Source organism: Carnobacterium divergens DSM 20623 (genome assembly GCF_000744255.1).
Lineage (GTDB): Bacteria > Bacillota > Bacilli > Lactobacillales > Carnobacteriaceae > Carnobacterium > Carnobacterium divergens.
Map to the genome: position 1 here is coordinate 1,276,338 of NZ_JQLO01000001.1, position 21,042 is coordinate 1,297,379.

Here is a 21,042-nt window from a genome sequence, read left to right on the forward strand (position 1 = left end):
TTAAATTTTTATAAGCTAACAAAACCGATTTTATCATCTTATTATAAGGCTAGCAATTGTTACATGCTTGTTTCTAATTAAGCTCTCATCCCTGTTAATCAAACCTTAATTAATGAAGAATGTAATGTTTGAAAATCAAAAAAAAGCAAGTGAGATTGAATTCTCACTTGCTTCTTAGATTTCTTAATGACTTTCAACGTATGCCCATTTGTAAGTGTAATCAGCTCCAACTAAGTGAACTCCGATATCTTTAACATATGGTTTTTGTAATACTGAATTGTAACGTTGATAAATTGGTGCAATACCTGCAGTATCCATCAAGATTTTTTCAGCTTTTAACATTTCATCCCAACGTTTTTCTGGGTCAGAAAGACTTGTTGTTTGGATTTTTTCAAGTAATGCATCGTATTCTGCATTTGAGAAACCTGATTTGTTATTTCCGTTTTCTGTTTGGAATAACTCAAGGAAGTTGATTGGATCGGCGAAATCTGCACCCCAACCTGCTACTTGGATGTCATAGTCTTGTTTGTCATTTAAGTCAAGGCGAACCTTAAATGGAACATTTTTTAATTTGATTTTTAGGTTAGGAAGGTTTGCTTCCATTTGACCTTGCATAAACTCTGAAGATTTTTTCGCATTTTCAGTATCATCTGAAAGAATTTCAAGCTCTAATTTGTCTACGCCAAGTTCTTTCAAACCTTTTTCCCAATACTCTTTTGCTTGTTTTTTATTGTATTCTAGCAAGTTGCCATTTTCTTTACGGAAATCTTTGTCATTCTTAGGATCTTTTGCAAGTCCTTCTGGAACCATTCCGTTAGCTGGAACTGAACCATTTTGTAACACAGTATCCGCATATGCTTTCTTGTCATAAGACATTGCAATCGCTTTACGGATGTTTTCATTTGCTAAAGGTGTTTCTTTATCCGAACGTTTTTGGTTGAATTTAAACCAGAACACAGATGAAGTTGGAAGTTTCTTTAAATCTGCATCATCTTGTCTTTGTTGTGCGTAATCGCCAGACAGAAGCATTCTATCAATAGAATCATTGTCATATAAATTCAATGCAGTTGACGTTTCTTTTACAACGTCGACATTGATTGAATCAAGCTTAACAGCTTTTTTGTCCCAATAAGTGTCATTCTTTTTGTATACCCAGTTTAAACCAGTTCCATCCCATTTTGTTAATGTAAATGGACCATTATAAACAAGATTGTCACTATTTTTAGCATAAGATTCGCCTTTTTCTTTAGCAAACTTCTCGTTTTGTGGGTAATACATTGATAATCCTAACAAGCCTTTGAAGTATGGTACTTCTGAAGCTAGTTTTACTTCTAATGTTTTATCGTCAATTGCCTTAACGCCTAAATCAGTTGCTGGTTTTTCACCTGCAATAATCTCTGTTGCATTTGCAATTACGCCATCCATCATGTAGCTATATGGTGCTGCTGTTGCAGGATCAACAAGACGTTGCCACGCATAAACGAAGTCACCTGAAGTTACAGGATCACCGTTTGACCAGTTTGCATCTTCTCTAATTTTAAAGGTATAAGTTAAGCCGTCTTCACTCACTTTAGGCTCTTCTGCAGCCATTGCTAACTCATTATTATTTTTAAGATCTTGGCGATACAGTCCTTCAAAAACGTTGTTCATTACAACAGAACCAACTGCATCTGTATTCATTACTGTATCCATTGTAGGAATTTCAGCACTTTCAATTAAATTCAAAGTTTGTTTATCAGCCACTTTTGATGACCCTTTATCAGAGGAAGATTTGCTTCCACTATCTGAACTACTTCCACCGCCACAGGCTGCTAAAACTAATGTTGATGTTAAAGCAATTCCTAATAGACCTACTACATTTCTTTTTTTCATATTCATTCCTCCGATTTGTAATACTTTAAATAACAAATTAACTTCTTGTCACTATATTATCATCTTAATTTAATATTATCAACATTTAAATTTAAATTATCTGAATTTTTCGATTCAATGTATGCGTTCACTTCAAGCTTAAAGCTTATAAATGACTTAATTAATAGCGTTTTTCACTTTATTTTAATTTTTTAACTAAAATTAATTTAACCTAACATTTAAAAAAATGAGAATTTGAAGTGACAATTATAACTGAATCAAACTAGAGCCTTTCTCCCTTTTTTAAAGCTTTAACACTGAATCTAGCTACTTTTCATTTGATTTATTTAATAACAAAAATATTATGTCTTTTTATTCTTTTTTACATAAAAAAGGGGGATAGAATTGAAATTTCTACCCTCCTTTTCTATCTTTATAGTTTAGCAGTCATTCGTCTATTAACAATTCGATTGTAAGCTCTGGCAGTAAATAGATAAAAAATAAAGTAAATAAAGATAAAACTTCCACAAATTAGCAGTGTATATATCCAGTTGTTATTTAAGATAATTGACATCATTTTAATTGCAAAATAGGTGTGAATACTCGCAATTACAATTGGTAATAAAAATACAAATGCTGTTTGTTTGTAAATCGATCGTTTAATTTCTTGATACGTAACACCAATTTTTTTCAAAATCAGGTAGTTTTCTATTTCTTCTTCCGCCTCTGCTAATTGCTTTAACATAATGATGCTTCCTGTAGCAATCATAAAAACAAGGCCTAAAAACACGGAAATATACATCATAAAGCCCATTGAAGCGTTTAAGTCCTGTTCCACCCAATATTTGGAACTATATAAAGTTCTTGGTTGTTGATAAATATTATTATCTTTTACTGGTAAAAAGACCATTTTTTCATCATTTAAATTTTTATCCATTTCAGTTGCTAATTTGCCACTCTCTTTATAGTTCTCAATGTTGATACCTGTTTTTTGATAAGTAGTAATCGGTTCTATTACTTGTTTGAAAACGTCATCTTTGATTACTAAAATATCACCACTTGTTGCAAATTGATTGTAAGGAATGTTCCCTCTAATTTCTTGAACTTCTAGTGATTTTCCGAGTTGCTTAATGGCAATCTCGGTTCCTATTGGATCGTTAAACAGTGCTGGAAAATAATCTCTTATTAAATAAACAACACTTTGATTGTTCTTTAATTCAATTGGTTTTCCATAGTTTGATTTTTTTACAGTTTGATTATAATCAGATTCTTTCATTAAATTAAAATATTCTGTCACTTTTTTATGATTTATAAAATGAATATAAGTTCCTTCTATTACCTTATAAGTTGAAGTAACAGAATCTTTAATTGGAAATTCAGGGTATTTCTTTAATGTTTCTTTGAAGGTTTGATTGATTTTAGTATCGCTACTTTCATAATTAAAATCAAAACTAGCCGTTGCTGCAATTTGTCTAATAGAAAATGTATAGACTGCACCCGCTCCACCAACGGCGCTTAAAGTTACTGCACTTAAAATCGCAATGGTTGATAAACTAATCGCATTCTTTTTAAAACGGAAAAGAAGCTCACTTGTTGTAATTAAATTCATTCCTTTATAGTAAGTTCCACGATTTTTTTTGCGTAATCGAATCAAAAAGGCCAAAAAGCTATTAAAAAAAAGATAGGTTCCTAAAATTTCAAAAAACAAAATAATTAATAATAAAGCTAATAACCATTGAACACTCGAATTCTCAGCTAAACCGATAAAATCCCCAATGTTTAAGGCAATGTAATATCCTGCACCCATTAAAAGAATTCCTAATAATCCTAAAAAACTTGAGGAAACAGAATTTTTTGGCAAACGATTGCCTGAACCAGTAGCTTTAAATAAATCAACTAATTTATAGCGGTAAACAAGGGAAGCATTTTGTACGGATAGAAATAGAAAAATGAATAAAAAAACAAGCACTGTTTGATTGACTGCATGGAGCGATAACCTAAAATGTGCTACACCTTGAATGCGCATCGCACTTAAAAGAATCATTGCAAAGAGTTTTGAAAGCAACTGCCCTAGTAAAATTCCAATAAACAAAGCAATCATACCTAAAATTAAATTTTCTAAGAAAAAAAGAATGCCTAGCTCACTTTTTTTCATGCCTAAAATATTGTATAAGCCTATCTCTTTTTTTCTTTTTCGAATAAAAAAAGCATTTGCATAAAACATAAATAGCACAACAAAAGCAAGAATCAAAATACTGGTAGCTTGTAAAGTTGCTGAGATTTTCACACTTTCCTTGGTAATTTTAACCACATCGTCACTAAATGATAGAGAAATAAAGGTAAAATAAACCATAATTGAAAAGGACATAGACAGCATGTACACATAATAATCTCTAAACTGTGTTTTGACATTTTTCATTGCCAGTTTAATATAAGTCATGACTCACTCCTCCACCAATGGTTGCTTGCATGTCTATAATTTTTTGAAAAAATTCTTTTCTTGTTCCATTGCGAATAATTTCTGCAAATAAAACGCCATCTTTGATAAATAAAATTCGGTTGCAATAACTCGCTGAAAAGGCATCGTGGGTGACCATTAAAATTGTCGCATCCTCTTTCAAGTTAATTTCAGCCAAATATTGCAGCAATTCAGTAGCAGATTTTGAGTCTAGCGCTCCTGTTGGTTCGTCGGCAAAGATTAACTGAGGGTTCGTAATCATCGCCCTACCCGCTGAAATTCGTTGCTTTTGTCCAATCGAAATTTCGGAAGGGTATTTTTCCAGAATATCTGAAATCCCTAAAATATTGGCCACTCGAGCCAGTCGCTCTTCCATAAAATCAATTTTTTTGCGATCTAAAGCAAGTGGCAAAAGAATATTTTCCCCTGCATTTAATGAATTCAATAAGTTGAAATCCTGAAAAATAAAGCCTAATTCATGCCTTCTAAAATGACTTAGCTCGTTATCTTTCATTGACGTAATCTCTTTGCCTCCAATCTTTACTTGTCCATTGGTTGGCTTATCTATCGTTGACAAAATATTTAAAAGAGTCGTTTTGCCTGCACCACTTGGACCCATAATTCCAACAAACTCTCCTTTTTCAATCTCGAAGCTTATATTTTCAAGTGCTGTATATAATGTTCCTTTTTTTCCATATGTTTTTTTTAATTGATTCACTTCTAAAATTGGTCTCATCTAAACCACCCTCTTTTCTTCTATTCATCTATCAGTGTAGCAATTAAACTTTAGAATTTAAAGAGATTTTCCTTCTATATATACGAACAGTTTTGTAACGTGATTTTTAGCTTCTTAATATTTTACGAAGTTTCGGTAAAGATAGTTGCATGAATTGGGGAATTTGTTTAACATAAGTAATGATGGAATCCAATTATAGAAAAGAGGAATTGCCTAATGTTTAAAATTATGATTGTTGAAGATGACGAAACAATTCGTGACACGATTTCCGACACGTTACAAAAATGGAATTTCGAGACATTTACGACGACTGATTTTACTGAGACACTAAATAACTTTATTGCTGAAAAACCTCATTTAGTATTGCTTGATATCAACTTACCTGTCTACGACGGTTTTTATTGGTGTCAAAAAATTAGAGAGATTTCAAAAGCACCTATTTTATTTATTTCAAGTCGCAATACAAATATGGATATGGTCATGGCGATGAATATGGGAGGGGATGATTTTGTCAACAAACCCTTTTCTATTGAAGTGTTAACTGCAAAAATCAACGCAATTTTGCGAAGAACTTATAACTATGCAGATCAGGCCATTGATGCTATTCAACACAATAATGTGATTTTAAATTTAAAAGATGGATCTGCAACTGTTGGCGAACAGCATATCGACTTAAGTAAAAATGAATACAAATTGCTTCATCTATTAATGAAAAATCATGGGAAAATTATTAGTCGTGAAAAACTCTTACGTGGCCTTTGGGATGATGAACGTTATGTCGATGACAATACCCTGACGGTAAATATTAATCGTTTAAGGAAAAAAATCGAACAAGCTGGTGCTGTTGGCTATATTGAAACAAAAGTTGGGCAAGGTTATATTATTCCCTAAAGGAGCTTATCTATGAATGGTTTAAAATTTATTAAAGATCAGTGGATTTTGATTGGCTTTTGGATTGTGTGTTTGATTATTTTGAATCTTATTCTATTTCTCGATCCCAACCAAACCTTTGATCTTGGCAACGTTGTCTATGTTACCTTACTCTTAACCGTTTTCTTCCTATTTTTATTACTTGGGCTCTACATTTACCATTCAAAATGGTACCAAGAAATTGAAGAACGCCAAGATGCAGGAGAAGATGGCCTCTTAACTCCACTTGATGCTGCTTTAAACGAAGAACAGCGTTTTATCCAAAGTTATATCAATGATCTTTTGATTTTACATCAAAAGCAATTAGGAACGCTTGCTCAAAATCAACAAGAGCAAAAAGATTTTATTGACAGCTGGGTTCATGAAATCAAAGTCCCTTTAGCTGGAACAAAATTGATTATTGAATCGCTAGAAGATGAACTTCCTGAAAAAAAATTCTATCAATTAGAAGATGAACTGAAAAAAATGAACCACTATGTGGAACAAGTTTTATATTATTCACGCTTAGATTCATTTTCACGAGACTATTTGATTCAAGAATATTCCCTAAGGACTATTGTTAATGGCATTATTAAAAACAATGCTCCTTACTTTATCCAAAAACAGCTCACTTTTGATTTTACTGGTGAGGATCAAAAAATTCTAACGGATGAAAAATGGCTGAGCTTTATTTTAGAGCAATTGCTTTCAAATGCTTTAAAGTATACTTTACCTGGTGGGAAAATTACTTTTGCTATCCGTAAAAACCATTTAGGCGTGTGGCTTGATTTAACAGATACAGGGATTGGGATTCCCTTAGAAGATCAGCGACGTATTTTTGATAAGGGCTTTACTGGTCATAATGGGCGAAATGATACAAACCACCATTCAACAGGGCTAGGCTTGTATTTAGCGAAAAACCTTGGGGAAAAACTTGGACATCAAATCATTGTTGAATCTAAAGTGAACGAAGGCACTACTTTTAAAATTTTATTTCCTTTTTTAACTTATTTTAATGAAGATAAGGATAAAGTTTTTTTGTGAATCATTCAATTGATGAACTAGTAAAAGGTAAGCTAAATGTAATATTTTTACTAAAAATTTTTCTTTTTAGAAGTGACAATGCTTATTACCCAGCATCCACAGAATTCCTCTATACAAAAATAATTAACGACTATATGAACAAATCTATAAATAAAGTACGTAAAAATAAACTCAATAGTTTAAAAACAAAAGACTCTTAAGAAATTTCTCTTCCTTAAGAGTCTTTTTTTATTTAATTACTACTATTTAATGCAATTTCTTCTTTTTTATCTTCAGATAATAGAATAAGATTTATTACAAGTTGCTCAATTAGTCCTAATTCACTATAAATATAAAATTTACATCTGTCTTTCCTATCAGGATTATCGTCAATTTCCATCTTTGTAAATTCAGAAACAGCTTTACTGTCTTTTAAATCAGAACCCGATATAATAAGTTTTGAGTTTTCAAGTATGTTATCTTTCATTAACTCATTTTTATATTTTTGATAGGACTCTTTAAGATATCAGCCCCACTGGCTTTCTCGGGGCAGGTAACTAATATTTTAAATATAGAAAAAGAAACGATAAAACTAAATCGCTTCTTTTCCAATAATAAATTTTGTACAATAAATACAGCTAGTTTTTTGCTAGCTATTAGCAACTTGATTAGTGAATTCATGCTTACTAGTCATGGTTTACTATCCAGCTCCAATCAGATAGTAAAGTGCCTCTTTATTTTTCTTTTACTTTATTTTCTTCTGAATTTAAAAAATAATGAAATCTATTTATCAAATCCTCTTTTGAAGTAGGAACTTCTTGAGGCATATAGTTTATAAATTCGACCATATCTTCTGGGTAACCATTATTTCCATAAAATTCAGCCATCTTTTTTAATAAATCATCAGTATCTGTAACAGTTTCATTTAATTCAGAAAGAGAAACAAATCTAAGTTTTTGTTCTTCTATTTCATAATCGCTACTATCCTCTTCTAGGTCAGGAAAGTAGTGATTTTTTAATTCAAACAACACTTGTTGAATATCATTAGAATCCACTCCCCAAGCTAATTCAGTAATAAAATCATCTTCTTCTCCTTTTTCCATTAATTCTACTGCATAATCGGAAATTACTTTGAACTCAAAAAATTTTTGAATAATTCCAACATAGATAGTTTTCCAGTCATACCATATTTGCTTTTTTCTTAAGTCAATTAGTTCCATTTTTCTCACCTCTTATTTTTTAGGTATTTGATTTGGTTTTCCAGTTAACAAGCCACCTTCAATAAATCTTCTATGACTTATATCTCCATTAGGCTCAACAATCCACTCAAAAACGCCCTTCTTACCATTGTTACTGCCTTCAAGTTGAAAGAACTTCCTATCAATACCATCTCCTCCAACTAAAGGATACTCGTTTGCAGATGTTGGATAATTATCAATAATATCAGGAAATCCGTGTTCTTTTGCAACTTGTGGAAACTCCTTTTCTATAACTAGTTTTCCTTTTGAATCCGTTCCCCAAATAGGTTTTACATCATCAACTTTTGCTCCACTTTCTACTCTTTGACCATCTAAAACGGGACTTTCAAGTTCAGAAAGAACTTTCTTATCAGCCCCACTGGCTTTCTTGGGGCGGGAGACTGACTCCCAATAAGTACAGCTAGCTTTTTTTGTTAGCTATTGGCAACTTGATTAGTGAGTCTACTTCTTACTAGTCTAGGCTTTATCACTTGATTACCAGTCTCGTGATAAAGTGCCTTTTTTATTTTAAATATTTAAACTTATTTCTTCTAATGTATTTTGGGTAGCCATTTGAATTAATTTCATTCCAAATTGTTCAACAAGACCTATTTCACTATCTACATAAAAACAACATCTATGCTTTCTTTCTTCGTTATCTGCTATCTCCATATCTACCTCTATTTTGATTTTTCCACTCGTATCTGACGGCAAAAACTCTAATGAAAATGCAGGAGTAAAGTTTTCCTCCTTTTTACCAAATTCCACATAACAAGAATTAGTAAAATTATACGAAAATTCTTTGATCTTTATCCCATTTCCTTCCAAATCTGTATCTTGAATATAACAAAGTTGATTGACAGAAATATATTCTGACATTGCTTCTATTTTTAACTCTAATAGACTGTCATCTTCCCAATTTTTTATAATTTTAATATTATTCATAATTTTCCTTTCATTGTTAATTATTTAAATTTAAAATCATCAAATAATCCCGTTTTTTTATTATAAACATAGTGAATTGATATTGTATCTCCATTTGATAATTTTACATTATTTTGCATTTTTACCCAACCATCTTCAAAAGGCCATCTTGTATCTTTCATCTTAATTGGTAATTCTGTGGCATTTTTCAAAGGATTTGACATTACCTCATGCATAGCCATTTGTTCACTTAACGTATTAGGTTTAATCCGTCCTGTATTACCTTTCCCAACTACTTCTACACCCTTAGCCCCACTGGCTTTCTCGGGGCGGGAGACTGACTCCTATAAGTACAGAAAAAGAAACGATAAAGATTTAATCGCTTCTTTTTTCAATAATAAATTTTATACAATAAATATAGCTAGCTTTCTGTTGGCTATTGATAACTTGATTAGTGAGTTACAGCTTACTAATCAAGGCTCTATCTTCTTGATTTCCGTCAAAAATCAGAGGGCCTTTTTATTTTATGAATTTTCTATACACTCAAATCTAGATTTTTTTAATACCCCAAAGATGTTAGCAATTCTGCTCCAGCTTCCCTACATTTTTCCCATTCACTAGCATTTCTAAGTGCTTCTTCACACCAAAGTTCTTTATCCTTACTCATATCATCTAATTTTTCATCAATATTTAAAAATTGCTGATACTGTTCTAAAGTTATCCAAGCATTTTCAAATAATTCTTTTGCATAGTTTAATGTAATATCAGAAAAATCCGAAGCTACTTCATCAGCAACTGGAAAACCTTTCAATTTTTTTATTTGTTCCTCTGCAGGCATTGAAAATTCTTGAAGATTTTCCATAACTCTGTCATATAACATTGCCAATTTTTCTACGTCTTCAATCATTCTTTCACAACCTTTCCATTCGTATAAATTCTAGTAATTCCATGTTCTGGCGAAGATACTTTGTAATACGGTAAATCACCAGGATGATATTGAATATATCTTGAGCTTCCACTAGTTCCTGCTGGAGGATTCATGCTAAATCCTCCGCCTTGTTCATAAAGAATAACCGCGTTCCCACCTTTTTTCAAAGGAGTTACTGTCCATCCCTCTTTCTGTACAAAATCAACAATATCTGTAGGATTAACATTAGTCAATGAACTAGGTGTATTTATTATGTCATCTACTGAATTAACTGGGTTTTTCCATTTAACATTTCCAGCACCATATTTATCTTTAAAATAATTATTCCAATCTTTTCCAGATACAGGGTTCTCTGCGCCAAAATCTGTTTTAGGAGGGTTAGCCCCACTGGCTTTCTCGGGGCGGGAGACTGATTCCCAGTAAGTACAGAAAAAGAAACGATAGAGTTAAATCGTTTCTTTTTCGATATTAAATTTTTTGTACAATAAATACAGCTGCGTTTGTTAGCTACTGGCAACTTGATTAGTGAGTTACTGCTTACTAGTCAAGGCTTTATCACTTGATTACCAGTCTCGTGATAAAGTGCCTTTTTTATTTATTTTGTTGTAAAAATGCTTCCAAAATTCGTTTTACTGGTAAACTAGCATTTTTCAATAAATTTTCTGCTTTTCCGATTATTGACATGTCTGAAATAATCAAATTTTTATATGGTTCTCCATCAAATGAACGTAATGAGTCTAAAGCATATTCAACTACCTCATCATTTTCGTGTAGCAATTCTAATAATACATTGAAGCCATTCATACCTGTTTCCTCATCAATACAATAGGCTAATCTAATTTTATATTTATCTTCCTTATTCTTTAAATTATGAGTTAAATCTTTCCAATCATTTTCTGTAAATCCACTTAATAATTCTCGTACATACAAAAATTCATCATCAAAAAAGTAATTGTCTGAACTATTCTCAGATAAAACTTCATCTACTTTTTCATACATTATTTTTTCCTCCTCTATTTAGTAAATCCTCCTGGAATTGGTGCATTTACTTTTCCTGTTGGATAACCACTTACAATATTATCTCCTAGCTTAATTACATCTATCTCTACATCATCAACAATTGCTCTATGTCATGTTGCGCCGTCTCGTCCTCTAACACTGATTATAGGAGAGTTCCCGACATCCTTAATACTATCTAAAATTTTAGTGTCACTCCATCCATTTGGAAAAACGGTACTATTTTTTATTTTAGAAAGATTTCCATCTGGAAATTGAGTAACAATTTTGATGTCTTTTGTACCATCAGGATTAATTTTAATAGTCTCAGTTGCAAAGTTTGGATGATTATTGTTAATACTTGAAGAATGCCCGCCAATTATTTCATTTTTAGTAAGATTTTTTCTTTGTCCCCAAAGGATTTTTTCTTCCATTTCTGGAGTAATAATTGAGTTAGCCCCACTGGCTTTCTTAGGAGTCTTCACCCGATTTTTAAATCCCTTAGCTCCTGAATATCCTGCTAAACCTACATCTAATGCAGCAAATATCCCTCTTGCGATTCGCTCTTGTGGGCTTAAGTCCTTACCTGTGATCGCATCTTTTCCTATAGCTGCTTCCGTTCCATTTTTAACGCCTGATACTAGACCCCATGCAGCTGCGATTTTCCATGGTAAACTAGCTCCTACTGCTAGCATTGCACCGTTTACAATAATGTTCACTGCTAAATCTCGGTTTTCTTCTCCGATTGAATAATACTCAAATGCTGTACTAGCAAAGCATAATTCTTGATAGTCTTCATAGGATACATCATATCCCAACTCTTTTATTTTAGCATATTCCTCTTTAAAATACTGCGTTAATGGGCTTTTTGGATACAATAAATCGGAGAGCGTCACCTTTTGTAACATGGGGTCGCGATCCATTCCATCAACCGAATAGTTAGGATTTGGAATCGCTACTCGTGATGTGGTGCTTTGACCGTTGATATCAAAATTACTCAGGTCCTCTGCAAAGTGATCCATTCCTGCGTTAAAGAGCTGATCCACACTAAAAATTTCATTTGGTACTTTGCCTATCATCATTTTGAATAGTTCAATTTTCCCGCTAAATTCTTCGTATTTCCATTTTTGATTGCTGTAAGACAATTCAATCTCGTTGTCTTTATCATAGTTTTTGATGTTCTCGTCTGCTTTTTCAAGAACTTCTTGCGCATCATTTAAGTAGCGAATTAGCGATTTCCCAGCTTCATCTGCTCCTCCTGAGCTTAAGTAATTAACGGAGATGAGTTTTTTCTCCCACTCACTTTCATTATACTGGACATTCATCTATAAAATCCTGCCTCCTTTTGCCTGTTCATAAGGTTCTTCCGTAGCATTCGCAAGACTTTCATCTAATTCTACAAAGGTCTCCCCAGTAAACGCAACATATTCTGACAAGCGAGAATAATGAGTCTGTAATTCAGTAATTCGTGTTGTTAAAATAGGATAAAATGCAACCTTTCCTAATGCTTCGCCTTCTTGATAATAAGGAATATTTTGTAGTTTTTGACTGTAATCGACTGCTGCTTCTAACTTTCCAATAGCTTTTTCTAAAAACATGCGAATATCAGATAGTTCATCTGGATTTACTTGAATTTTTTCCATTAAAAACTCACTCCTTCTGGTAATTCGTAGGATATACTAAATTCATCTATTAGCCATTTGTTTAACCAATATTGACTCATTAAGTAGACACGACCTTCTGATGAATGAACGGCATATAGCGTTTCTTCCAAAATAAAAAGAATCCATTCCTCTTTTTCAAGGGCTGTTTCCGTATGAGTTACTTTGCCAATCGTCACAAGCTCTTCGTTATATACAGTATCTTCTAAATTCAGCTGGCGTACTTCTGAACGCTTTAAACGTTGTTTTTGAAATTGCAATTCGTTTTCGCTTGGTTTGCGACTAATTATGGAATAATTCTTATATAAGGACTCGACAATCGTATGATTAGGCGCTACTTTGATTTGATAGCCTTTTTCTACTTTTTTAAGACAGATAGCCTCAACTTCATCTGGCATAATATACAACTTATTCACCATTAGGTAATGGTTGCTTTCGCTATATCTGGCAATAATTTTTAGTAAGGTCATGCCTGCCTTCGTTAATTTCTTTTCATCCTGAATTATTTTTTTTTGCTTTAATTTTTCAATCCCTATCTCAATACTTTCTAGTGCGTTGATTCGTAGATACGGGAGTTCCGTAAAGCCAAATAATTCTGGTAGTTCTAAAATATCGGTTAAAACAAAAAGTTCTTCTGTTGAAAAATATGAAATCGACATGTAAGCTCCTTTTTATCAAATACTTCGAATGGTACTCATCGTTCCTGCTTCGTCGTATGCTTTGATATCTTTTTTTAATTTTTTAACTGTTTTTTGATGATTCTTAACAATTTTTTCAAGTTCTTTGTGACTTTCAATTAAAATATCAAGATACATTAAGTAAATTTCTTTTGATTGTCCAGTCCAAGTTCGATCACTTCCTTGCGATAGTGATTCCAAGGTTTTGATATCCGCTAAACTACTGGAAAGTTCTTCTGTTAGCTGGGTAGAGGTAGAAATAGCTTCTGCTAAGTCGCTTCCATTTATGTGGATATTACTCAATTCATACACCTCACTTCTTTTTGGCTTTTTCTTCGGCTTCTTTTCGTTTCTTTTCTTCTTGTTCTTTTTTATAATCGGCTTCATTTTTCTTTTCAGCCTCATATAAATCACTGTACTCGTTATACTTTTCTATGGCTTTATTTGAAGCTGCTTGTAAGGATGCTGCATCATTTTTTTGGGTGGTAAACAACGTACTTAACTCCGTTTCTAGTGTTCTAAAGGTAGTGTCCGCGTCCTTATTTGGCAAATCTAAATTATTGGAGTAAAAACCACTTCCTTTGCTTTTTTGATAAATTTCATCGGCAGAAGAAAGTGCTGTTTGATGTTGGGTGACTCTGCTTGCCAATTTATTTTTTAGCTTTTCGTATGCATCTCGTTTTTCTTTGTAGGCGTCTGTTTGAAATCTCATTCTTCCTCTCCTTCTTTTAATAACTCGCTTTATTAAAATGGTATCATATCCACCTGTATTTTTATAGCTTTTAAGTATGTTTATTTTTACTTAAAAATGATTAAAAAACAGAAATTATAATTATTAAAAAGCAAAAAAATAAAAAAAGAGCAATAGAAAAACCTCTTAATACAGAGACTCTATCACTCTTTAATTTAAGTAATTTATAAATCAATTCCTTTTTCCCATAACACCACTTGGCCTTTAGTAAGAGAACGAGGTACATCGATGATTCGCTGATTGGAACTTCCTCTAAACTGGAGGCTTAGGTCTTTTTTGCTTAATTCAAAACGTCCATCTACCACAATATCTATCAAACTTAGCAATTCTAATTTGTCCGCAGTTTCCATCATTAGTTCGTCCCATGTATAGCCAGTCCACGACCAAATGTCTTTTGTTGAACCAAATTCTACTCGAATTCGTTTGGCTAGTTGAATTGTAACACCAGTATTTAAAAAAGGTTCTCCACCAAGTAGCGTTAACCCTTGAACGTAAGGTTTTGCTAAGTCCTCGATAATACGATCTTCTAATTCTTTTGTGTAAGGAGTTCCATATTGAAAGGATTGAGCTACTTTGTTATAACAGCCTTCACAAGCAAATAAACAGCCGCTTACATATAGGCTACAACGTACGCCTTCCCCGTCTACAAAATTAAAAGGCTTGTAATCGGCAATATGGTGTTTTGTCAATTGCGTCGATTGCCATTCTTGCGGTTTAGGATTTTTCATTTGTCTCACCATTCTTTCGAAAAAAGGCTGCCAAACTTTTTTGGCAGCACTTTATTTAGTTACTTCATATGTTTAACACGAGAGGAAATTTCTTTATGACGGCCGTGTACCATTGGACGCGCTTGGGGGTTACCTAAGTAGCCACACGTTCTTTTCACAACATCACATGTCTTAGGATCATGATTGCCGCATTGTGGACATTCAAATCCTCGCTCAGTTGGCTCGAAGTCTCCTTCAAAATCACATTCATAACAGTGGTCAATCGGAGTATTGGTGCCTAAATAACCGATTTTATCGTAGGCAAAATCCCATACTGCCTCTAATGCTTTTGGATTTTGTCGCATATTAGGATATTCACAATAATGGATAAAACCACCACTTGCATATTTTGGATAGTCTTTTTCAAATTCAAGCTTTTCAAAAGGAGTTGGATTTTTACGCACATCATAATGGTAACTGTTTGTGTAGTATTCTTTGTCTGTAATATTCTCAACTTGTCCAAATTTTTCAGTATCTAAACGACAGAAGCGATCTGTCAAACTTTCACTTGGTGTACCATAGACACTAAAGTGATAATCGTATTCATCTGACCAAGCATCCGTATGTTTTTTCAAGGTTTTTAGAACGTCTAACGTAAATTGTTTTGCTGCTGGGTCTTTTTCCCATTCTCCTCCAAAAAAGGCTGTCGCTGCTTCATACAAGCCAATATAGCCTAGCGATACTGTTGCACGACGATTTTTAAATAATTCGTCTACTGATTGATCTTTTGTTAAGCGATTGCCAAATGCTCCATGCATGTATAAAATAGGCGCATTGCTTGGTGTTGCTTCCTTCACTCGTTCGACGCGGTAAACCAATCCGTCTTTACAAATGGCTAGACGTTCTTCTAAAATTGACCAGAATTTTTCTTGATTGCCGTCTGCTTCCATGGCAATTCGTGGGATGTTTAACGTCAGCACGCCTAAGTTCATCCGTCCAGAACTCATGTCGTTGCCTTCTTCATCTTTCCAGCCTTGTAAAAAGGAGCGACAACCCATTGGCGTTTTGAAGCTACCGGTTAATTCTACTAATTTATCGTACATTAAGACATCTGGGTACATCCGTTTTGTTGCACATTCTAAGGCGATTTGTTTCATATCATAGTTTGGATCTTGTTCTTCTAAGTTTACGCCACGTTTTAAGGTGAAAATTAATTTAGGGAAAATCGCTGTACGTTGTTCTTTGCCTATTCCTTTAATTCGTACTTTTAAAATTGCTTGTTGAATTTCTCGTTCAATCCAGTTTGTTCCTAAACCAAAACCTAATGACGTGAAGGGCGTTTGTCCTTGTGAAGAATACAATGTATTGATTTCATATTCTAAGCTTTGCATCGCATCATAAATGTCTTTTTCTGTTTTTTCTTTTGCAAAGGCAAGTTGTTTTTCTTCTCCTTCAATCCATTCTTTAGCAGTTGCTAAGTGCTTGTCGTAGTTTAATTGTGCAAAGGGAGCTAACACTTCATCAATTCGATCAGCACTACACCCGCCGTATTGGCTAGAGGCAACATTTGCGATAATTTGTGCCATTTGTGCCGCAGCTGTTTGAATGGACTTAGGACTTTCAACTTCCGCATTTCCAATTTTAAAGCCTTCTGTTAACATGCCTTTAAAGTCGATCAAGCAACAGTTTGTCATCGGAGAATATGGTTGATAATCTAAGTCATGGTAATGAATATCTCCTTTTTGATGTGCGTTTGCTACGTGTGGTGGCAACATTTTTAATCCCATTGATTTCCCGACAATTCCTGCTGTTAAATCCCGTTGTGTGTTAAAAACTTCACTATCTTTATTAGCATTTTCATTCACAACAGAGCGATCTTTATTGATTAATTTTTCAATCGTAAAGTTGATATCCGTTGCTTTTGTTCGTTCAAAATCTCGATTTGCTCGGTAATTGATATAATGTTCTGCTAAGGCTACTTTTTTTTCTGCGATTAAAATATGCTCAACAATATTTTGAATTTCATAAATTTTAATATCCTTTTGGAAACGATCTGTGATTTCTTGATCAATTTTATAGACAATTTCTTGAATCTCAGACTTTACTTCTGGTGTTATTTTTCCATTTAACTGTGCTTCTGCCTTCATTAAGGCATCGTAAATTTTTTGGTTGTCAAATGGTACTAACCGACTATCTCTTTTAATCACAAAGACGTTTAGTTTTTTACTTTTAAAGTTAGCTGTACTATCTTCAGCCTGTTCAACATTTATCATTTACACGTCACTCCTTTTGTTCTCTACCTCATTTATTCTATCTCATTCTAATTTATTTTACAATCAATATCTTGTGTATTAGAAAATTATTTTATTCATTGACACTATATGTAGTATGTGTTAGTTTCCATTAAAAATTCATTTAAAGCATAAAATTCGTGTTCATCATCTTTTTACTAAAATAGAGAAAAGAGCTTATTGATTAAAGAACGGCTGTAAACCGTCAAATTCAGCTATTTATTTATTTCACAATCCTTTTGAAGTTTTTTCTGTTTTTTCTTTTATAAACAAAAAAGAGAATGAATTAACATTCTCTTTTTTGACGAGTATTATGAAAATTGACTGTTATACAAATCTGAATAGAAAGAATCTTGATTAAGCAATTCTAAATGAGTACCTTGTTCAATAATTGTTCCTTCTTTCATTACTAAGATCAAATCTGCGGATTGAATCGTCGACAAGCGATGGGCAATGACAAAGCTTGTTCTCCCCTTCATTACGTGATTCATTGCTTTTTGAATTTCAATTTCTGTTCGGGTATCAACACTTGAGGTTGCTTCATCTAATATCACAATTGCTGGATTGGCTAAAATAATGCGAGCAATCGTTAATAACTGTTGTTGACCTTGGGAAATCATGTTTTCTTCACTGGAAATAATGGTGTCGTAGCCATCTGATAAGGTTTGGATAAAATGATGGCATTGCGCAATTTTAGCCGCTTCTATTATTTCATTACGAGTCGCATCTCTTTTTCCATAAGCCAAATTTTCAGCAATTGTCCCTTCAAATAACCAGGTGTCTTGTAAGACCATTCCAAACATACTTCTTAAATGGCTTCTTGATAAGTTGGTGATGGGTTCACCATCGAAGGTAATCTCACCTCCATTTAGTTCATAAAAACGTAATACCAAATTGACCAAAGTTGTTTTTCCAGCTCCTGTTGGCCCCACAATAGCAACCGTCCCATGAGCTTTTGCTACAAAATCAACATCCTCCATGAGCATTTTCTTAGAATCATAGCCAAACTGAACATGGTTGAAGGCTATCTCTCCTTGTGGATTTTTTAATTCAACGACGGTTTTAGCCTCTTCCATTTCTTCTTTTGCATCTAGTATTTCAAAAATACGCTCCATTGAAGCCATCGCGCTTTGGATTGAATTTATAACATAAGAAGATTGTGTTAGTGGCTCCGATATTTGATTGACGTACTGCAGATAGGCTTGAATCGTTCCTAAACTCATAGCTCCTGATAACACTAATTTCGCTCCAAAAATTGCACTTACAACAAAAGCTAGCTGGTTTAAAAAACGAATCAGGGGATAGATACCAAAATTAACAAATTGAGCTTTCTTAAAGGCTTTGGTTTGTTTTAGATTGATTTTGTTGAAAGATTGAATTGCCGCTTTTTGTTGATTAAACGATTTCACAATCATATTACCAGTATAGTACTCTTCTGCAAAATTCGTTAAGTGTCCTAATTCACTATAGCTTTTTTCAGCAAACTCTTTATTTTTTGCTGAAATCCACTTCGTTACAAAAAAGTTCATTCCCATGATTCCCAAGACGGCAACAGTTAATGCTGGACTGATATAAAATAACATCAATACACCAAAGAAAATAGTTGCAATTGAGGACATCATTTGATTAATACCCGTTAATAAAACATTGGCAACTTTGTTTAAATCTGTTGTGGAACGGCTTAGGATATCTCCTACTTGATGAGTATCAAAGAATTCCATCGGCAATTTTGTGTATTTTGTTGTTAACTGGGTTCTTAAATTTAATGTTATTTTTTCACTCGCTTTTGCCATTGTTTTTTCCTGAGTGTATGAGAAGAAAAAGGTGATCAGTTCAAAACTGATCATCATTAAAATCAATGGGCTTAGTATTTCATGAGTCTGGCGAATTGTCACACCACGCAGTCCTACTTCTTGAATCATATGAAGCAAGCGATCAATTCCGATTCCCATAATAAAGGGAATACTAGTCATTAATAAATTAGAAATTAAACTGGAAAAAGCCATTAAAATAAAAGCTTTTTTTTCAATCATTAAAATCTTAAAGAAACGCCAAAAACTTCTATCTAGATAAATCTTTTTATTCATCATCTTGTGTCTCCTTACTTGCACTTTGTGAGGCAACGAATTCTTGGTAAATCGGATTGGTTTCAAGGAGTTCTGTATGAGTGCCTTTTCCAACCATCACCCCTTCATCTAACACAAGAATTTGATCTGCGTCTTTGATTGTACTAATACGTTGCGCTACAATGATTACTGCTTTATTTTTTAGTTCCTCTTTCAATGCTTGTCTTAGTCTGCTATCTGTTTTAAAATCGAGGGCACTGAAGCTATCGTCAAAAACATAAACATCTGCTTGCTTAGCTAATGCACGAGCAATGGCCAAACGTTGCTTTTGTCCACCTGAAAAATTACTCCCACCTTGTGCAACTTTTGATTGTATTCCTTTTTCCAGTGAATGGATAAAGGAGTCGGATTGAGCAATTTTAATAATATGTTCCAATTCGTCTGAACTAATTGTTTGATTGCCTGTTTTTAAATTTTCTTCAATTGTTCCACTAAATAAATATGCTTTTTGTGGAACATAACTAATCTTTTTGCGTAAATCAAATTGAGAAAGTTCATGAACTGCCAGTCCATTTAACAGAATTTCTCCTGAGGTTATTTCGCTAAAGCGTAATAATACTTTAGCAATCGTACTTTTTCCAGAACCCGTCCCACCAACGATAGCGGTCACTTCTCCTCGCTTAGCAACAAAACTAATATTTTGTAATACTGGTTCTGCTGCATGTTGATAAGAAAAGGTGACATTCTTAAAGGCTACAACTTCTTTTTGATTCTTTTGACTGTCTGCATTTACAATTGCTAAGTCTTTAACTTCTGGTTCTTTAGTTAATAATTCTTGAATTCGGTAAACCGACGCCATCCCTTTTGGAATCGTTACTATCACCATGGCTGCCATTACAAGGTAAGCTAAGGTAATAATAGTATACTCGGCGACTGCTGTAATACTGCCAATTTGAAGTTTTCCAAGTGCAACTTCATTTCCTCCAATCCATAAAATTCCTGCTAGAGAAGATCCCATCAAAAAAAGAACAGTTGGAGTCAACCAAGCAAAGACTTGGTTTAACTTAATGGTATTGTCTGCATATTCCTTGAAAGTTTGGTCGGTCCGTTTTTTTTCATATTCTTGATTGCCAAAGGCACGAATAACACTGATACCCATAAAAAACTCTCTGAAAACTCGGGTTACTTGATCCATTTTCATTTGAACACTTCTTGAATAAGGGTTGCTTTTTTTCATTAAAATAAAAACAGCCATTAAGAAAATAAGCATTGAAAGAATTGGAACAATCGTTAATTTTGGTGAAAGCGAATATGTCATATAAATTGCGACGATAGAAATGATTGGGCCTGGCAAAATCATTTGTAAGAATAAAATCATCACCTGTTGGATATTGTCCACATCATTACTCGTTCGGTTGACCAGTGACGCAACACCAAATTCTTCTGTATCTTTTAAGGACAGTTTTTGTACTTTTCTAAAAAAAAAATTTCTAATTTGATAACCAAATGAAGCTGCCATTTGAGCCGATAAATAGCTTCCTATGATTGCTGATATAGCGGCAAAAAAAGCCACGCCTACCATTTGCAACCCGATTTCATAGACTAGTATAGGATCGCCACTAGCAATGCCTTCATCAATTAATTTAGCAACTAAAAGTGGAACTCCTAGTGTTCCTAAAATTTGAAACAAAAGTGCAACAACTGTTGCACTACTTAATCTTTTATTTTTTTTGAAAAAATCAATCACTAATTTCATAACTTTACCAACTTTCTGTTATTTCTACTTAGCTTAGTATAAAGGTTAAAGTAACTTGAATGTCAATGGA

The 21,042-nt window shown here is 33.4% G+C and carries 21 protein-coding genes; 2 read left to right on the forward strand and 19 right to left on the reverse strand.

Translation table 11 applies throughout. The annotated features are described in order from the left end of the window. Positions 1–183: 183 nt before the first annotated feature. The 3 genes from BR52_RS06240 to BR52_RS06250 all read right to left on the reverse strand — a co-directional run bounded on the left by BR52_RS06240 (position 184) and on the right by BR52_RS06250 (position 5,045). Positions 184–1,872, reverse strand: coding sequence for a peptide ABC transporter substrate-binding protein (locus BR52_RS06240; RefSeq protein ID WP_034570427.1), 1,689 nt, complete (start codon positions 1,870–1,872; stop codon positions 184–186). A gap of 412 nt (positions 1,873–2,284) precedes the next feature. Next, entirely contained in the window at positions 2,285–4,291 is a 2,007-nt protein-coding gene (locus tag BR52_RS06245; protein WP_034570430.1) for an ABC transporter permease, read from the reverse strand. Beyond that, the gene (locus BR52_RS06250) at positions 4,278–5,045 is read right to left on the reverse strand and encodes an ABC transporter ATP-binding protein (RefSeq protein WP_034570432.1); all 768 of its coding nucleotides are present in this window, start codon (positions 5,043–5,045) and stop codon (positions 4,278–4,280) included. The genes BR52_RS06245 and BR52_RS06250 overlap by 14 nt, the downstream gene beginning before the upstream one ends. 216 nt (positions 5,046–5,261) lie before the next feature. On the opposite strand from BR52_RS06250, the gene BR52_RS06255 reads away from it, so the two are divergent. Further along, positions 5,262–5,936: a response regulator transcription factor gene (locus tag BR52_RS06255; protein ID WP_034570435.1), complete on the forward strand. Its 675-nt coding sequence runs from the start codon at positions 5,262–5,264 to the stop codon at positions 5,934–5,936. Positions 5,937–5,948: 12 nt separating this feature from the next. After that, the gene (locus tag BR52_RS06260) at positions 5,949–6,998 is read left to right on the forward strand and encodes a sensor histidine kinase (protein ID WP_034570438.1); all 1,050 of its coding nucleotides are present in this window, start codon (positions 5,949–5,951) and stop codon (positions 6,996–6,998) included. A gap of 232 nt (positions 6,999–7,230) precedes the next feature. On the opposite strand, the gene BR52_RS06270 is transcribed toward BR52_RS06260, so the two are convergent. From BR52_RS06270 to BR52_RS06350, 16 genes are all read right to left on the reverse strand, one after another. Then, positions 7,231–7,464 carry a hypothetical protein gene (locus tag BR52_RS06270; RefSeq protein ID WP_034570443.1) on the reverse strand — a complete coding sequence of 78 codons (234 nt, stop codon included), beginning with the start codon at positions 7,462–7,464 and terminating at the stop codon, positions 7,231–7,233. Between the two features lie 247 nt (positions 7,465–7,711). Further along, complete coding sequence (locus BR52_RS06280) at positions 7,712–8,197, reverse strand: DUF2247 family protein (RefSeq protein ID WP_034570449.1); 486 nt, start codon at positions 8,195–8,197, stop codon at positions 7,712–7,714. A 546-nt stretch (positions 8,198–8,743) separates the two neighbouring features. Continuing rightward, positions 8,744–9,160 (reverse strand): hypothetical protein, encoded by a 417-nt coding sequence (locus BR52_RS06285; RefSeq protein ID WP_034570452.1) that lies wholly within the window; start codon positions 9,158–9,160, stop codon positions 8,744–8,746. A 20-nt stretch (positions 9,161–9,180) separates the two neighbouring features. Beyond that, entirely contained in the window at positions 9,181–9,381 is a 201-nt protein-coding gene (locus tag BR52_RS06290; protein WP_236707191.1) for a hypothetical protein, read from the reverse strand. Between the two features lie 317 nt (positions 9,382–9,698). Continuing rightward, the gene (locus tag BR52_RS06295; RefSeq protein WP_034570453.1) at positions 9,699–10,046 is read right to left on the reverse strand and encodes a hypothetical protein; all 348 of its coding nucleotides are present in this window, start codon (positions 10,044–10,046) and stop codon (positions 9,699–9,701) included. Further along, positions 10,043–10,180: a hypothetical protein gene (locus BR52_RS06300; protein WP_156099052.1), complete on the reverse strand. Its 138-nt coding sequence runs from the start codon at positions 10,178–10,180 to the stop codon at positions 10,043–10,045. Before BR52_RS06300 ends, BR52_RS06295 begins: the two co-directional genes overlap by 4 nt. Before the next feature lie 478 nt (positions 10,181–10,658). After that, complete coding sequence (locus BR52_RS06305) at positions 10,659–11,066, reverse strand: hypothetical protein (RefSeq protein WP_034570457.1); 408 nt, start codon at positions 11,064–11,066, stop codon at positions 10,659–10,661. Between the two features lie 131 nt (positions 11,067–11,197). After that, the gene (locus BR52_RS12845) at positions 11,198–12,388 is read right to left on the reverse strand and encodes an EndoU domain-containing protein (protein ID WP_236707192.1); all 1,191 of its coding nucleotides are present in this window, start codon (positions 12,386–12,388) and stop codon (positions 11,198–11,200) included. After that, positions 12,389–12,706 carry a hypothetical protein gene (locus tag BR52_RS06315; RefSeq protein WP_034570459.1) on the reverse strand — a complete coding sequence of 106 codons (318 nt, stop codon included), beginning with the start codon at positions 12,704–12,706 and terminating at the stop codon, positions 12,389–12,391. Next, complete coding sequence (locus BR52_RS06320) at positions 12,706–13,383, reverse strand: DUF5081 family protein (RefSeq protein ID WP_034570462.1); 678 nt, start codon at positions 13,381–13,383, stop codon at positions 12,706–12,708. Before BR52_RS06320 ends, BR52_RS06315 begins: the two co-directional genes overlap by 1 nt. A gap of 15 nt (positions 13,384–13,398) precedes the next feature. Continuing rightward, positions 13,399–13,704, reverse strand: coding sequence for a hypothetical protein (locus BR52_RS06325; RefSeq protein WP_034570464.1), 306 nt, complete (start codon positions 13,702–13,704; stop codon positions 13,399–13,401). A 10-nt stretch (positions 13,705–13,714) separates the two neighbouring features. Further along, positions 13,715–14,113 (reverse strand): hypothetical protein, encoded by a 399-nt coding sequence (locus BR52_RS06330; protein ID WP_034570467.1) that lies wholly within the window; start codon positions 14,111–14,113, stop codon positions 13,715–13,717. A 203-nt stretch (positions 14,114–14,316) separates the two neighbouring features. Then, positions 14,317–14,880 (reverse strand): anaerobic ribonucleoside-triphosphate reductase activating protein, encoded by a 564-nt coding sequence (gene nrdG / locus BR52_RS06335; protein WP_034570470.1) that lies wholly within the window; start codon positions 14,878–14,880, stop codon positions 14,317–14,319. Between the two features lie 59 nt (positions 14,881–14,939). Beyond that, positions 14,940–17,132 (reverse strand): anaerobic ribonucleoside-triphosphate reductase, encoded by a 2,193-nt coding sequence (gene nrdD / locus BR52_RS06340; protein ID WP_034570473.1) that lies wholly within the window; start codon positions 17,130–17,132, stop codon positions 14,940–14,942. Positions 17,133–17,461: 329 nt separating this feature from the next. Further along, a complete protein-coding gene (locus BR52_RS06345; RefSeq protein ID WP_436627662.1) occupies positions 17,462–19,240 on the reverse strand; it encodes an ABC transporter ATP-binding protein in 1,779 nt (592 codons plus the stop codon). Beyond that, the gene (locus tag BR52_RS06350) at positions 19,230–20,972 is read right to left on the reverse strand and encodes an ABC transporter ATP-binding protein (RefSeq protein WP_034570475.1); all 1,743 of its coding nucleotides are present in this window, start codon (positions 20,970–20,972) and stop codon (positions 19,230–19,232) included. Before BR52_RS06350 ends, BR52_RS06345 begins: the two co-directional genes overlap by 11 nt. Between the last annotated feature and the right edge of the window lie 70 nt (positions 20,973–21,042).